The organism is Bacteroidia bacterium (assembly GCA_020852255.1).
Taxonomy (GTDB): domain Bacteria; phylum Bacteroidota; class Bacteroidia; order JADZBD01; family JADZBD01; genus JADZBD01.
In genome coordinates this window covers 24,148-37,977 of sequence record JADZBD010000022.1, presented here as the reverse complement: position 1 = coordinate 37,977, position 13,830 = coordinate 24,148, and the positions used below count along the sequence as shown (strand labels likewise).

The 13,830-nt window shown below is 47.8% G+C and carries 12 protein-coding genes; 5 read left to right on the top strand and 7 right to left on the bottom strand.

Annotated elements, in window-relative coordinates; translation table 11 throughout:
• Positions 1-137: 137 nt before the first annotated feature.
• Genes IT233_12515 through IT233_12505 form a run of 3 tightly spaced genes read right to left on the bottom strand, consistent with a single transcriptional unit; the run spans position 138 to position 3,018 of the window.
• Complete coding sequence (locus IT233_12515) at positions 138-803, bottom strand: DUF4412 domain-containing protein (protein ID MCC7303454.1); 666 nt, start codon at positions 801-803, stop codon at positions 138-140.
• Between the two features lie 5 nt (positions 804-808).
• A complete protein-coding gene (locus IT233_12510) occupies positions 809-1,570 on the bottom strand; it encodes a hypothetical protein (GenBank protein MCC7303453.1) in 762 nt (253 codons plus the stop codon).
• Positions 1,571-1,620: 50 nt separating this feature from the next.
• The gene (locus tag IT233_12505) at positions 1,621-3,018 is read right to left on the bottom strand and encodes an arginine decarboxylase (GenBank protein MCC7303452.1); all 1,398 of its coding nucleotides are present in this window, start codon (positions 3,016-3,018) and stop codon (positions 1,621-1,623) included.
• Between the two features lie 104 nt (positions 3,019-3,122).
• Between IT233_12505 and IT233_12500 the strand changes: the two genes are divergently transcribed.
• Both IT233_12500 and IT233_12495 read left to right on the top strand, forming a co-directional pair.
• Positions 3,123-4,076: an arginase gene (locus tag IT233_12500; GenBank protein MCC7303451.1), complete on the top strand. Its 954-nt coding sequence runs from the start codon at positions 3,123-3,125 to the stop codon at positions 4,074-4,076.
• A gap of 60 nt (positions 4,077-4,136) precedes the next feature.
• Positions 4,137-5,909 (top strand): arginine--tRNA ligase, encoded by a 1,773-nt coding sequence (locus tag IT233_12495; GenBank protein ID MCC7303450.1) that lies wholly within the window; start codon positions 4,137-4,139, stop codon positions 5,907-5,909.
• 5 nt (positions 5,910-5,914) lie between these two features.
• Here the strand turns inward: IT233_12495 and IT233_12490 are convergent, their stop codons facing one another.
• From IT233_12490 to IT233_12475, 4 genes are all read right to left on the bottom strand, one after another.
• Complete coding sequence (locus IT233_12490) at positions 5,915-7,096, bottom strand: aspartate aminotransferase family protein (GenBank protein MCC7303449.1); 1,182 nt, start codon at positions 7,094-7,096, stop codon at positions 5,915-5,917.
• 24 nt (positions 7,097-7,120) lie between these two features.
• The gene (locus IT233_12485; protein ID MCC7303448.1) at positions 7,121-7,741 is read right to left on the bottom strand and encodes a hypothetical protein; all 621 of its coding nucleotides are present in this window, start codon (positions 7,739-7,741) and stop codon (positions 7,121-7,123) included.
• Between the two features lie 30 nt (positions 7,742-7,771).
• Positions 7,772-8,353: a hypothetical protein gene (locus tag IT233_12480; protein ID MCC7303447.1), complete on the bottom strand. Its 582-nt coding sequence runs from the start codon at positions 8,351-8,353 to the stop codon at positions 7,772-7,774.
• A gap of 64 nt (positions 8,354-8,417) precedes the next feature.
• A complete protein-coding gene (locus IT233_12475; protein MCC7303446.1) occupies positions 8,418-10,307 on the bottom strand; it encodes a polysaccharide biosynthesis protein in 1,890 nt (629 codons plus the stop codon).
• On the opposite strand from IT233_12475, the gene IT233_12470 reads away from it, so the two are divergent.
• From IT233_12470 to gcvT, 3 genes are all read left to right on the top strand, one after another.
• On the top strand, positions 10,306-11,589 hold the full coding sequence (locus IT233_12470; protein MCC7303445.1) for a glycosyltransferase: 1,284 nt from the start codon (positions 10,306-10,308) through the stop codon (positions 11,587-11,589). The two genes, IT233_12475 and IT233_12470, sit on opposite strands and share 2 nt — an antisense overlap.
• Entirely contained in the window at positions 11,586-12,662 is a 1,077-nt protein-coding gene (locus IT233_12465) for a glycosyltransferase family 4 protein (GenBank protein MCC7303444.1), read from the top strand. The genes IT233_12470 and IT233_12465 overlap by 4 nt, the downstream gene beginning before the upstream one ends.
• Before the next feature lie 79 nt (positions 12,663-12,741).
• The gene (gcvT, locus tag IT233_12460) at positions 12,742-13,827 is read left to right on the top strand and encodes a glycine cleavage system aminomethyltransferase GcvT (protein MCC7303443.1); all 1,086 of its coding nucleotides are present in this window, start codon (positions 12,742-12,744) and stop codon (positions 13,825-13,827) included.
• Positions 13,828-13,830 lie beyond the last annotated feature (3 nt).

Sequence of the window (13,830 nt, the reverse complement as noted above, 5' to 3'; positions counted from 1 at the left end):
ATCAAAGGTAAAGACCCTGATACGGGAACTCGCCCCGCTGGGTTTCAGGTTATTAACCCGAGGATGTTGATATCGTGGGGGGCTTTCTCACCGCATCCGGCTTCGGCCTCTTACCCGCCTCTGCCGGAAGGCCGAGGTTATTTGCCCATGCCACCCATCATCTTCATGAGTTCTTCACGGGTAGTGAGGGTGTATCCTTCAGGGATATCGAACCGGCTGTCGGCAACGGCATCCTGGGAGTAGGATTTGCAGGTAAATTTGATTTTCTGGCCATCGCGATCCATCTCATATTCCATGGGAACGCCGCCCAGGCCTTTGAAAGTTCCTTCATAGCCGTTGGCTGCGAACTTGATTTCCTTGGTGTACCAAACAATGGCCACCACTTCTTTTTCCTTGCCGTCGTCGCCTTTCACTTTCATGGTTACCTCGGCATTCTGGCAATTGTAACCGGCAATCACTTTCTTGTCGTTCAGCTGTTTTACCTTCACATCGGTCTTCACATTTTTATCTTTTTCCTTGTCTTCGTCCTTTTCCTTGATCATGTATTTCTGTCCCATCATGTCGATGAGCGTCACTGTTTCGCCGGTTTTTTTGTTGGCGATCACAATCTGGCTGGAGAAAGGAGATGTTACCTCGGTGCGCGACAGATCGCCTTTAAACCAGGTTTTGGTTTCCATTCCTGCTACCATGGCCTGTGCTTCCGGGGGAAGGTTGGGCATTTCCATGGCGTAGGTGATGCAGCCTTCCTGTGCAAAGGAAGCAAGCGAAAGGAGCGCGATGGCGCAGAAGAATAGTCGTTTCATGTGTTTTATTTTACGGGATTCAGTGTTTTCATGATGTTCTCCAGTTCCTCAATCGGCATTTTCTTGTAATCGCCGGGTACAGAGAATTGTTCATCCGGTACAGGATCTTTCAGCACTTTTTTGGCCACCAGTTTCATGGCGATACCATATTTTTCAATTTCAAATTCCATCAATACACCTTTGATCTGGCTGTAGGGATTGCTCCAGTTTACTCCCGGATTTCCGATCTCAGTTGTATACCAAATATCAATTTCCTTGCCATTCTCCAGGATGGCTTTGGCTTTGTTGCACTTCAGGTCGGCAATCTTTTTTGTCTCACCCTCCACCAGCTGAATCTCTTTGACGAATCCGGCATTCATTTTATTCACACCGCCCTCATTCAATTCGGCTACGTATTTATTAGTAAAAACAACCAACGACTGTTTTGCGGTTTTTGTTTCTTCGTCGGTGATGAAGCCGATCTCGATCATGCCCATCATACCAGAGAGGGAGGTGATGGTTTTATTCCCCTTGAAGTAATATTTGGCCTCGTCGGGGAGCCCGGCAGCCATCATGTTTCCCTCCTCGATGTCAGGATAAGTCACATCGTATTCTACCACTCCTTCCTTTTTATGCCCCAGCATGGGTATCTGGTCGCGAAAGAAATAAAGGAGAAGTCCGATGCCTATACCGGCAAGCAGGAAAAAGAAGAAGAAACGCTTTTTGCGCTTTTTCTTTTTATCAGGGTCCTGATGCTGGCTCTCTGCTGTTGGAATCGCAGAAGTCATTGGTTCTCAGAGTAAAGGTGTAAAGATATACTATTTTGCCACATCTGTATTCAGAATCCCAGCGTTTTAAGCATGCTTTTATAGCTCTGTTCCTTGGCAAAGAGGCGGGTGACAAGCTCTCCGTTCTCGTCTTTGGAAATGAGCACATGTTTGGGGGCTGGGATGAGGCAGTGCTGAATTCCGCCGTATCCGCTGAGGGATTCCTGATAGGCACCGGTGTGGAAAAAGCCTATAAACAGAGGAACTTTTGAATCCTGTTCCACACGGGGAAGGAAAACCTGATTCGAGTGGGGTTCAGTATTATAGAAATCCATGGAGTCGCAGGTGAGTCCGCCCAGGTTCACCCGGTGGTATTCTTTATCCCAGTGATTGACGGCCAGAAGGATGAAACGCTGATTAATGCCCCAGGTGTCAGGCAGGGTAGTGATGAAGGAGGAGTCAATCATGTACCACATTTCCCTGTCGTTTTGCAGCTTCTGGTCTACTACAGAATAAATCGCGGCGCCGCTTTCTCCCACGGTAAAGGAACCGAATTCGGTAAATATGTTGGGTTCCTTGATTTTGTGTTGCTTACAGAACGTTTTAATCTGGGAGATAATCTCCTCAATGATGTACTCGTAATCGTACTCGAAGCCCAGGGTAGTGCGAATGGGAAGACCACCGCCAATATTTAGTGAATCCAGTTCAGGACAAATCTTTTTGAGCTCCGCATATACATGCAGGCACTTTGCCAGTTCCGTCCAGTAGTAGATCGAGTCCTTTATTCCGGTATTAATAAAGAAATGCAGCATCTTCAGTTCGAACTTGGGATTGCCTGCAATCTTGTCTTTATAGAACTCCACGATTTCCTTGTGGCGGATGCCGAGCCTGGAAGTATAGAACTCAAAAGACGGTTCCTCCTCGGATGCAATGCGTATACCCAGCTTGCACTTCTGCTTCAGGTGCTTATTATAGTAATTGAGTTCGTTCTTGTTATCCAGTACAGGTATAAGGTTCCTGAATCCTTCATTTACCAGCTCAGTAATGTACTTCTGGTATACATCCCTCTTATATCCGTTGCACACTATATAATGATCCTTGCTGATCTTTTCTTTTTTATAAAGTTCCTTAACTATCGGAATATCATAGGCTGAGGAGGTTTCTATATGCACATCGTTCTTTAAAACCTCCTCCAGGATGAAAGAAAAATGGGAACTCTTTGTGCAATAACAATAGGTATAGGTACCTTTGTAGTCGGCTTTTGCCATGGCGACTTTGAAGATTTTTCTGGCTTTCTGTATCTGAGCGCCAATCTTCGGAAGGTAGGTGATCTTCAAGGGCGTACCGTACTGCTTGATAATATCCATCAGGGGGATCTCATTGAAGTAAAGTTCGTTTTCGGACACCCGGAAACCCTCCTGTGGAAAATGGAAAGTTTGTTCAATCAGATCGGAATACTTGTTCTTCATAACAAGTTGATTATTAGATTATTGTCGATACAATGTAAATGTAATGCACCCGGATAGGGAAATTTTATCAAATGTAAGTAAATTGGATCATCAGAATCAAACAAATGAAGAGCATTCGGCTTATTGAAGTTAAATCAGAGATTGGAGCGGGAACCCGCGGTTCAAGCATGGGACCGGATGCCGTGAAGATTGCCGCATTGGACTTCGGGAGTTCCTTCTTCCGCAAGAACCGCCCGGTTGAAGTTCCGCACGAGAATCGCCTTTTACTGGAACCGGTGGTGCATGATTATGCTAAAAGGATTAAGGGAGTCTACTCGGTCTGCGATAAGGTGGCCAGGGAATTGACCAAGACGCTGAAGGATCCGAAGTTTTTTCCGATTGTTTTGGGTGGAGATCATTCCACTGCCATCGGCACGGTAGCCGGTATCAAGTGTGCGTTTCCCGATAAGCGTATCGGGGTGATCTGGATAGATGCCCATGCAGATTTGCATTCTCCTTATACCACTCCCTCCGGAAACATGCACGGAATGACCCTCGCCGCCCTGCTGGCCGAGGATAATATGGAATTGGCCGTGAACAAGCCGGATGAGGATACCATCGAGTTTTGGAATAACCTTAAAAAACTCGGCGGAATAGAACCCAAGATCAATTATTCTGACCTGGTGTATATCGGCCTGCGTGATTTCGAAATGCAGGAAGATGCCATTATCAAACGAAATAAAGTCAGAGTATTCAACGTAACGGAAATCCGTCGTAAGGCGGTGGAAAGGGTAGCGATTGACTCCCTCAATTACCTGGATCAGTGCGACCTGATCTATATTTCTTTTGATGTTGATTCCATTGACAGCGGAATCTCTAAAGGAACCGGTACCCCGGCCCCGAACGGCATCACGGAGAAAGAAGCCGGAAACCTCATCTATTATCTCCTGCGTTCACGTAAGGTGATGTGCCTTGAAGTGGTGGAAATCAATCCTACCCTTGATAAGGAAAATCTTATGGCAGAGAATGCTTTTGAAATTCTTCTAAAAGCCTCTAATCAGATTACAAATGATTTCTAACTTCGGCAATGTCATAGTGTGTGTCCGTACCACAAATAACCGGCGACCTCTGAGAATGGTATGAAGCGTATTGATGAAATTCTTGGCCTGGCAGCCGCAGAAGCTATTCAACACCTTTTTTCTGCGAACGTTTTACCTGAACAAATTAGTTTTCAGAAAACCAATCAGGAGTTTGAAGGACACCTGACGCTGGTGGTATTTCCGTTTTTGAAGGTATCAAAGAAAAATCCGGAGCAAACGGCACAGGCTGTTGGCGAATACCTGAGGGAGCATTGTGAGCAGGTGCAGGAATTTAATGTGGTGAAAGGATTTCTTAATCTCGTTATTGCCGATTCATATTGGATAGACGCTTTTCTCCGGCAATCCTGTCCTCCTGCATTCCCACCCACCGGCAAACACATCCTGCTGGAATATTCTTCCCCAAACACAAATAAGCCATTGCATCTCGGTCATATCCGGAATAATTTGCTCGGGTATTCTGTTGCAAAAATTCTCGAAGCGCGCGGAGATAAGGTAACAAAGGTCAATCTGGTGAATGACCGGGGTATTCACATTTGTAAGTCCATGCTGGCCTGGAAGAAATGGGGCAACGGAGAAACGCCCGAATCGTCCGGACTGAAGGGAGATCATCTGGTGGGGAAATATTACGTGGAATTCGACAAGCACTTGAAGGCGGAAATCGGAAAACTTAAGGAGGAAGGAAAATCAGAGGAAGAGGCCGAGAAAAACGCTCCCCTCATGCTTGAGGCACAGAAAATGCTGCAGGCCTGGGAAGCCGGAGATAAGGAAGTGATGGGCCTTTGGAAAAAAATGAACGACTGGGTTTACAAGGGATTTGAAAAGACCTATTCTGCGCTGGGAGTTTCCTTTGACAAAATCTATTATGAATCAGATACCTACCTTCTCGGGAAATCCTGTGTGGAAGAAGGATTACGGAAAAATGTTTTCCAAAAGGAAGACAACGGAGCGGTGAGTATTGATTTAACCGCGAATAAGCTGGATAAGAAGATTGTTCAGCGAGCCGACGGCACCTCGGTTTACATCACGCAGGACATTGGTACGGCCATCTTGCGTTCCAGGGACTTCCCTGACGTGACTAGTATGATCTACACGGTGGGGAATGAGCAGGATTACCACTTCAAGGTGCTGTTCCTTATCCTTAATAAACTGGGATATGGTTTTGCCAAAAACTGTTATCATCTTTCGTATGGAATGGTGGAATTACCTGAGGGAAAAATGAAATCCCGTGAGGGTACGGTTGTGGATGCGGATGATCTTATTCATGAAATGACAGAAACTTCGAGGGAAACAACCAAAGAGTTGGGGAAAATTGAAGATTTTGATTCCGCCGATGCGGAAAAGCTGTATCACCGGCTTGCAATGGGTGCATTAAAGTATTTTATATTAAAAGTGGATCCAAAGAAAAAGATGCAGTTCAATCCGAAGGAAAGCATCGACTTCAACGGAAACACCGGCCCCTTCATTCAATACACCCACGCACGGATTAAGTCTGTTCTCCGGAGAGCAGGTGTACAGGAAGCAAAGGTAAGCCGTATTGAAAACGTCAATCGTATGGAGAAGGACCTCCTTCGTCGTTTGCATGACCTTCCGCAAACAGTTGAACAAGCTGCAAGTGAATATAATCCCTCAGTTATTGCAAATTATGTTTATGATCTGGCTAAATCATACAACTATTTTTATCATGAGTGTCCGATTTTGAAGGAGGAACAGGCGGAAGTCCGGCAGTTCAGAATTCAGCTTTCCGATAAAACCGCAGGCGCCATATGCTATGCTATGGATTTACTGGGAATAGAAGTGCCGGAAAGGATGTAACTGGATTAGTTTGAAAAGGATCTTAGTACAAAAGTTAATTCTTCTTCGCTGATCGTCAATGGTGGGGCAATTCGCAGACTTCGGTCGTCGAAAAGAAACCAATCGGTGATAATTCCATTTTGAAGTAATTGATGTATCATCCGGAAATTGTCTTCACGGCTGGTAAACTCTACCGCCATCATCCAGCCCGCATTCCGTATTTCTTTTACCCCATTGATCTTTAAACTTTCGATTCTATTTCTGAACTGCTCTGATTTTGACGGTACTGATGCAATGAGATCCTTTTGTTCAGTCAATACTTCAAGTGTGGCCAGGGCCGCGGCACAACTAAGCGGATGCCCCCCGAATGTGGTGATGTGTCCGAGTGCAGGGTTGTCGGATAAAGTCGCCATCAGCTTTTGGGAAGATGCAAAACACCCGATCGGCATCCCTCCTCCGAGTGCTTTTCCCAGGCAAAGAATATCAGGGGTTATACCATAATGCTCAAAAGCAAACATTTTTCCGGTTCGGCCAATCCCGCATTGGATCTCGTCAAGGATCAGCAAGGCTCCGGTTTCATCACAGCGTTTCCGTAATTTCTTCAGAAAACCATTTTGCGGAAGCACAACTCCCGCTTCGCCCTGAATGGTTTCAGCAATCACACAAGCAGTACGGTTGGAAATTTCCCGGAGCTGTTCTTCCCGGTTAAATTCAATGAACCTCACCTCTGGAAGCAATGGACGAAATGGCTGCTTCAGTGTTTCGTTTCCCATTACACTTAGTGCCCCGTGGGTACTTCCGTGGTAAGCGTTTTTGAATGCAATAATTTCTGTGCGCCCTGTTGCACGTTTCGCTAACTTCAATGCACCTTCTGTGGCTTCTGATCCGGAGTTAACAAAGTAAAATGAGGAAATGGAGGAGGGAAGTAGTGAAGAAAGTTTTTCAGCCAGCTTTACCTGAGGAGACTGGATCAGCTCTCCGTATACCATCAAGTGCAAATGAAGGTCTGCTTGATCCTTGATCGCCTTCACTACTTTTGCATGCCGGTGACCAATCACACTTACGCCAATGCCCGAGATCAGGTCAATGTATTCCTTTCCTGCCGCATCCCACATTTTACTTCCTTCGGCCCTCACCATTTCAAGCGCAGGCGGGGAAGGACTTGTTTGAGCCAGGTGTTTTAAAAAGATCTGACGGGGTGTGAGCATTTTCTGCGGATTGGAAGGATCTGACTATCCCAGTACCGCTGCAAATATCTGCAAAAGCATGAGAAGCAGACAACCCAAACCGGGTACGGCATCCTCGATTAGTATATACCCTACAATACAGGTGATCAGGCAAATCACCAGCAAAATGATGGCCACCACCGGCAGGGTAGGGTAACCCGAATAGGCAAAGGCTATCCCGATCATGGCCGCCAGACCGCCAATAAAAAGCAGAATTCCGAGAATCAGCTGATCGGTCTTTTTTGGTTTTTTATCCTTCAAAATAGCATATCCTCTTTTCGTCCACTCCAGGGGTTTAACCTTGCTGAACAAATGTGAGGAGGACGAGGGGATCACGATCGTGTGTGTGGAGACCGATTCGGATGGCTCATCTGTTTTCCGGAAAACAGGAGCTGAATCAGAGAGATCTGTCATCGTTTCTCCGCCGAAGGAGTAATCCTTTCTTTCAGGGCCGGTAAGGGCTGTAGCTTTGTTATCCTTTTCCTTTTCCGGAGTGTTCTCCGTTTCATGGCTCTTTTTCTTCCAGTCCACACTCCATCCTGGCATGTAGTGCCGCCTTTCCACCGTACAGGATGCCAGAAGCAACAGGGAAAACAGAAAAATCAGCAGGTGTCGGAATCGAGACATAATTAAAGGTATTATTTACTCATTATTTTTTTAGTGTCCACCGCAAAGTAATCCCAGTATAATGCCCATAAGGGCTTCCACCAGGATTTCTCCGCACGCTTCAATGCATCCTTCCGGATCATAGATAAAAAGGCAAACGAGCCCGGCCATGAACAGGGCACCCCCGATGCCAAGTAAAATATAAGCGGTGGTGAGTGCCGCTTCCCAAAAAGGAATACTTAAAAGCCCAATGATAATACCGAGCACAATAAAAACAATGCCCCATATTTCCAGGTCATCGGGAGTGGGAGAGGTGCGCGGACCCGATTCGGAACCGGAGCTGCGGAGTTCGAGCTGAGGAGTTTTGAATTCGATGCCGGAAGAATGGGAATCAGTTACATTGGGTGCCGGGGAATCCGGTAAATCGGGAGTACCGACCGGGGGAGGAATGGAAGGGCTATGCCATTGATCCGGAGTAGTTTGCGTAAGCCCCTGTTTCATTGACCTTTCCTTCACCGGCACCAGAGGTTCTGTTTCCGGCAGTACGTGTTTATTTTCCCTCTCCTTATTGGTGTTCACCTCCCGGTGAGCGAAATCAACGTGATACCCGCGCATATACAGGCGCTTCTCCATGATGCAGGAAGAAAGGAATAGAGCAGACAGGAAAAGGATCCCGAGGCTAAAAAGAACAATACGTCTACTTGTCAAGTTGCTCAAACTCAGAGTTGTTACTCAGGAATTCCGGCACTAACTCTTTCATTTTCAAGACAATACTTTTATTGTCCTGTGTGCCGAATAATCCGACCAGCTCCCGCACATTTTGTGCCACAGTTTGAAAATCGAGTTCTCTTACCTTGCCGATCAGGATCTGCGGATGATGGGTGGGAAGTGTCGCTTCCTTATCAGCCAGAAGTTCCTCAAATAGTTTTTCTCCCGGCCGCAGTCCGGTGTACACAATGCGGATATCCTTATCGAGTTCCAGGCCGCTTAGCCGTATCATTTTCCTGGCCAGGTCGGCGATCTTGACGGATTTTCCCATATCAAACACAAAAATCTCTCCTCCTTTTCCCATTGAGGCGGCCTCAAGCACCAGCTGACTGGCTTCAGGGATGGTCATAAAGTAGCGTGTGATATCCGGATGGGTGATGGTAACGGGGCCGCCTTTTTCAATCTGTGCCCGGAAGCGGGGGATGACCGATCCGTTGGAGCCGATCACATTTCCAAAGCGCGTAGTGATGAAGCGGGTTTTGCATCCTTTCTGTTTTGCCTGCACATACATTTCCGCAATCCGTTTGCTGGCGCCCATCACGTTGGTTGGATTCACCGCTTTATCTGTGGATACGAGCACAAAAACCTCTGATTCGTATTCCGCGGCGAGCTCGGCAACATTTACCGAGCCCATGATATTGGTTAATACAGATTCGGACGGGTTGGTTTCCATCAGGGGAACGTGCTTGTAAGCGGCGGCGTGGTACACAAGGGAGGGGCGGAAGGACCGAAACACATTGGTCATACGTTCTTTATTCCGCACATCTCCCACTACCACTTCCAGGCGGTCCTTGCTGTATTTCTCCAGGAGTTCCTGTTCTACTTCAAAAAGGGGCGATTCAGACTGATCCAGCAGAATAATTTTTTTAGCGCCGAAGCGCAGCAGCTGACGCACTAATTCGCTCCCGATGCTTCCGGCAGCACCGGTTACTAACACCACTTTTTCTTTGTTCTGTCTTCGGATGTTCTCTTCGTCCAGCCGGATAGGATCACGCTCCAGCAGTTCTTCAATATTTACTTTCCGGATCTGGCGGAAACTCAGTTCGCCGTTGATCCAGCTGCTCACGGGCGGAACAGAAAGCACTTTGGTATTGCTCTCGAGGCAGGTATCTACAATTTCCTGCTTTCGCTGTGCGGGTAGATGCTGAATGGAAATAATCAGGTGCGCAATCTCATTTGCGTTCAGAAGTTCTTTCAGTTTCGCGGGAGAATGAATGGGGGTTCCCTCCAGGTATTTCCCTTTTTTCGCCGGATCATCGTCAATGAATGCAAGTACTTTATACCTCGTTCCGCGGTCGCGGTCCAACGTACGTTTCGTGATGAGACCCGATTCCCCTGCACCGAAAATGATCACATTCCGCTTTTCTTTTCCGGGATTTGCGAATTCGGTATACAGGGCTTTGAAAATAAAACGGGTACTCAGCATGAGAAAAGTGCTTCCCATGTATTCGATGATAAGAATTGAAGCGGGCACATGATAACTGCCCTGCACCAGGTAGGTTCCGGCATTCACTGCCGCAATCACCGCTGAACCGCCGGTGAGCACAAGGAATATGCGGGAGGCGTCTCTTGAACCTGTATAGCGAACAATTCCCTGGTAGGTACGGAATAGCAAAAAACTCAGCGCCCGCACACCCAGCACCAGCGGAAATACAACGCTGAACGCGTCTATTTCTGTCCTGGGAATTTCTTTGAAGTTGAATCGCAGCAGGTAAGCCAGTATCAGCGAACAAAAGCAGATGAGAAGGTCGGCCAGAAAAATGATCCAGCGCGGGCGCTTATTACTGAAAAACAACTTCTGCTTAATGAGTTCCAGCATGAAGCAAAGATACCAAAACCACAGAACAAGCTGGATTTCAGGACATACTATTATCTTTACAGGTGTGAAGGAGCATGGCCCGGACGTTCTGTATATTTCCTACGATGGCATGACGGATGCGCTTGGGCAGTCTCAGGTTATTCCCTACCTGAAAAAGCTCGCGCGCGAATTCCGCATACACCTGCTCAGTTTCGAAAAGGAAGAGCGCCTCAAACGCCGCGGCGAAGCGGTCCGAAAGGAACTGGAGGCGTCGGGAATAGAATGGAGAACCTCACCGTTCTCTTCCGGGATGCCTGTGCTTCCAAAACTCGTCGACCGCAGACGAATGATTTCTATGGCGAAGCAGTGGCACGGGGAGAAGAATTTTGACCTGGTGCATTGCCGGAGCTATGTAGCGGCGGAGGCTGGTTGGAAACTGAAAAAGGAAACAGGAGTCAGATTTTTATTTGATATGAGAGGGTTTTGGGTGGATGAGCGCGTGGAGGGCGGGTTGTGGGATCAGCGAAATCCGGTCTACCGCCTGGCTTACAAAAGATTCAAGAATCTCGAGAAAAAATTCCTGCGCGATGCAGATGGTATCGTTTGTCTTACCGCACAGGCCTTATCCACGCTGACCTCATGGGGAGTAGATCCCGGTAAGGTATCGCTGATACGTTGTGCGGCCGATCTCCAGCATTTTTATCCTCCGGCACCGGAGCAACGGATAGCCGGCAGAGCGATCCGGAATATCGGGGAAGAAAGAAAAGTAATCGTGTATCTCGGGTCGCTGGGAACCTGGTATATGCTGGAGGAAATGCTGGATTTTTTCAACGTGCTCCGTTCCCTTGCTCCTTCCTTATTTCTTTTCCTCACCCCCGATGATCCGGAGATCATCCGGCACGCTGCTTCCCGGAAGCAGATTCCTGCCGGAGAGATCATCATCCGCGAAGCGGAGCGCGATGAAGTGCCACGGGAACTGGCCGCAGCGGATGCCGGGATATTTTTTATCCGTCCTACTTTTTCTAAAACGGCTTCTTCTCCCACCAAACTGGGAGAGATGCTGGCCTGCGGAATACCCGTGATCGCCAACAGCGGGGTGGGTGATGTGGACGAAGTGTTGTCGGAATACGGAGGAGGAATAATCGTGAAAGAACTCAACGCAGACGGATACAGGAAAGCGGCGGCATTGTTTGCAGGCATGGCAGTTGATCCGAAAAGGATCCGAAGTATAGCAGAACAGCTGTTCGATCTGGACCAGGGCGTCGAATTGTACAGGGATGCGTATAAAAAGTGTTTGAGGTGAGCAGAAAAAAAATACTCGTGCTTACTCCGTATCCGGTTGGATGCGCGCCCAGTCAGCGCCTGAAGTTTGAACAGTATTATGCATCCTGGGAAAAGGAAGGTTATACGGTTCATACGCTTTCATTTGTTACTCCCGCTTTTTGGAAAATACTTTATTCCAAAGGAAATGTTGGAAAGAAGATACGCTACACGCTTACTGGTTATTTGCGCCGGGTTATACACCTGTTTAAACTCCCGGCCTACGATATCGTTTACGTACATCTCTGGGTAACACCGTTGGGACTGCCGGGCTTTGAGCGGGCGGTTCGCTTGCTCGCAAAAAGACTGATCTACGATATTGATGACCTGATTTTCCTGGGGCATGTGAGCGAAGCCAATCAATGGACGCTTCGTTTCAAAGGTCGTCTGAAGGCGCTGTATCTGATGAGAAAGGCGGACCATGTGATTACCTGTACACCCATCCTGGATGAATTTGTACGGAAATACAATAAAAAAACCACGGATATTTCCTCCACAATCAATACGGAAGTCTACCGGCCTAAAACGGATCATGCGTTGCGGGGAACCCCGGTGCTCGGGTGGAGCGGCTCCCACAGCACTTCCCGTTTTCTGCACCTGCTGGCACCTGTTCTCCGGGAACTGGCAAAGGAACTGGATTTTAAATTGCTGGTAATCGGTGACGGGGATTTTCAAATCGAGGGGGTGAACGTGGAAGCAATGGAATGGCCGGGTACGGGTGAGGTGAAGGAACTGGCCCGTATTGATATCGGACTCTATCCCCTTCCGGAGGAGCGCTGGGTGCTGGGCAAGAGCGGACTGAAGGCACTTCAGTACATGGGACTCGGTATTCCGGTGATCGCTTCCGCAAAGGGAGCCAACTTCAGGATTATTACCGACGGCGAAAATGGCTTTTTAGTGAAAACGCCGGAAGAATGGAAGAACAGGATTCTGCTGCTGCTGAAAGATCAGTCGCTGCGGGAAAGGCTGGGCAATGCCGGGAGGGTAACAGTGGAGGAGCAGTTTTCCGTAATCGCCAATACGGATCGCTATCTCGCCGTACTCCGGGACGAATAAAACCGGCCTGCCCATTGGTCTGATTGCCGCGAAATGATACATTTGCATCAAACAATTTTCAATGGAAACAAGTACAGAATTGCTTCAAACCGCCCTGGCCGCAAAACACATTGCACTGGGAGCGAAAATGGTTCCCTTTGCAGGGTACAATATGCCCGTATCTTATTCAGGGCTGAACGATGAACACCTCACCGTTCGAACCGCAGCCGGCATTTTCGATGTTAGTCATATGGGCGAGTTTATCCTGGAAGGGAAAGGTGCCCTGGAGCTCATTCAGCGTGTAACCAGTAATGATGCCTCCGTTCTTACTGCAGGGAAAGCACAGTATTCCTGCCTGCCGAATGAAAAAGGCGGTATCGTGGATGATCTTCTGGTGTATTGCCTGGGTCCGGAGAAATATCTTCTGGTGGTGAATGCGTCAAATATGGAAAAAGACTGGAAGTGGATTTCCGGTCATAATTCCGGGGGAGTTAAAATGACGGATATTTCCGGCGAAACAGCTCTGCTGGCTATTCAGGGCCCGAAAGCTACGGCCGCTTTACAAAAACTTACGGCGGTTGATCTTTCTTCCATTCCGTATTATCATTTCGCCGTAGGCGAGTTCAACAGTGTAGAGGGAGTGATTATTTCTAATACCGGGTACACGGGTGCCGGCGGCTTCGAACTTTATTTTCCCAATGCACATGCAGAAAAGATGTGGGATAGTATTCTTGCGGCGGGAAAGGAATTCGGAATGAAGCCGGCAGGTCTTGGCGCACGCGATACATTGCGTCTTGAAATGGGATTTTGCCTGTATGGCAATGATATCAACGATGAAACATCACCGCTGGAAGCCGGCCTCGGCTGGATCACGAAATTCACAAAAAACTTTACCAACTCCGCCGCACTGAAAGTGCAAAAGGAGAAAGGAGTAAGCAAAAAGCTGGTGGGATTCGAAATGGTAGACCGCGGAATTCCCCGTCACGATTATGAAATTACGGACGCCGCCGGTGTGGTGATAGGCAAGGTTACTTCCGGAACGCAATCCCCTTCCCTTCAAAAAGGCATCGGAATGGGATATGTGAATAAAAGTCATGCTCCTTCAGGAAGCGAAATTTTTATCAAAGTGAGAGAGAAGGCATTGAAGGCAACGGTGGTGAAGATCCCTTTCTATAAAGCAGGCTGAACC

Bases quoted from the DNA above. Each gene is read 5' to 3' on its own strand.
- IT233_12515 (MCC7303454.1), bottom strand. From the start codon at position 803: ATGAAACGACTATTCTTCTGCGCCATCGCGCTCCTTTCGCTTGCTTCC.
- IT233_12510 (MCC7303453.1), bottom strand. From the start codon at position 1,570: ATGACTTCTGCGATTCCAACAGCAGAGAGCCAGCATCAGGACCCTGAT.
- IT233_12505 (MCC7303452.1), bottom strand. From the start codon at position 3,018: ATGAAGAACAAGTATTCCGATCTGATTGAACAAACTTTCCATTTTCCA.
- IT233_12500 (MCC7303451.1), top strand. From the start codon at position 3,123: ATGAAGAGCATTCGGCTTATTGAAGTTAAATCAGAGATTGGAGCGGGA.
- IT233_12495 (MCC7303450.1), top strand. From the start codon at position 4,137: ATGAAGCGTATTGATGAAATTCTTGGCCTGGCAGCCGCAGAAGCTATT.
- IT233_12490 (MCC7303449.1), bottom strand. From the start codon at position 7,096: ATGCTCACACCCCGTCAGATCTTTTTAAAACACCTGGCTCAAACAAGT.
- IT233_12485 (MCC7303448.1), bottom strand. From the start codon at position 7,741: ATGTCTCGATTCCGACACCTGCTGATTTTTCTGTTTTCCCTGTTGCTT.
- IT233_12480 (MCC7303447.1), bottom strand. From the start codon at position 8,353: ATGGAGAAGCGCCTGTATATGCGCGGGTATCACGTTGATTTCGCTCAC.
- IT233_12470 (MCC7303445.1), top strand. From the start codon at position 10,306: ATGAAGCAAAGATACCAAAACCACAGAACAAGCTGGATTTCAGGACAT.
- IT233_12475 (MCC7303446.1), bottom strand. From the start codon at position 10,307: ATGCTGGAACTCATTAAGCAGAAGTTGTTTTTCAGTAATAAGCGCCCG.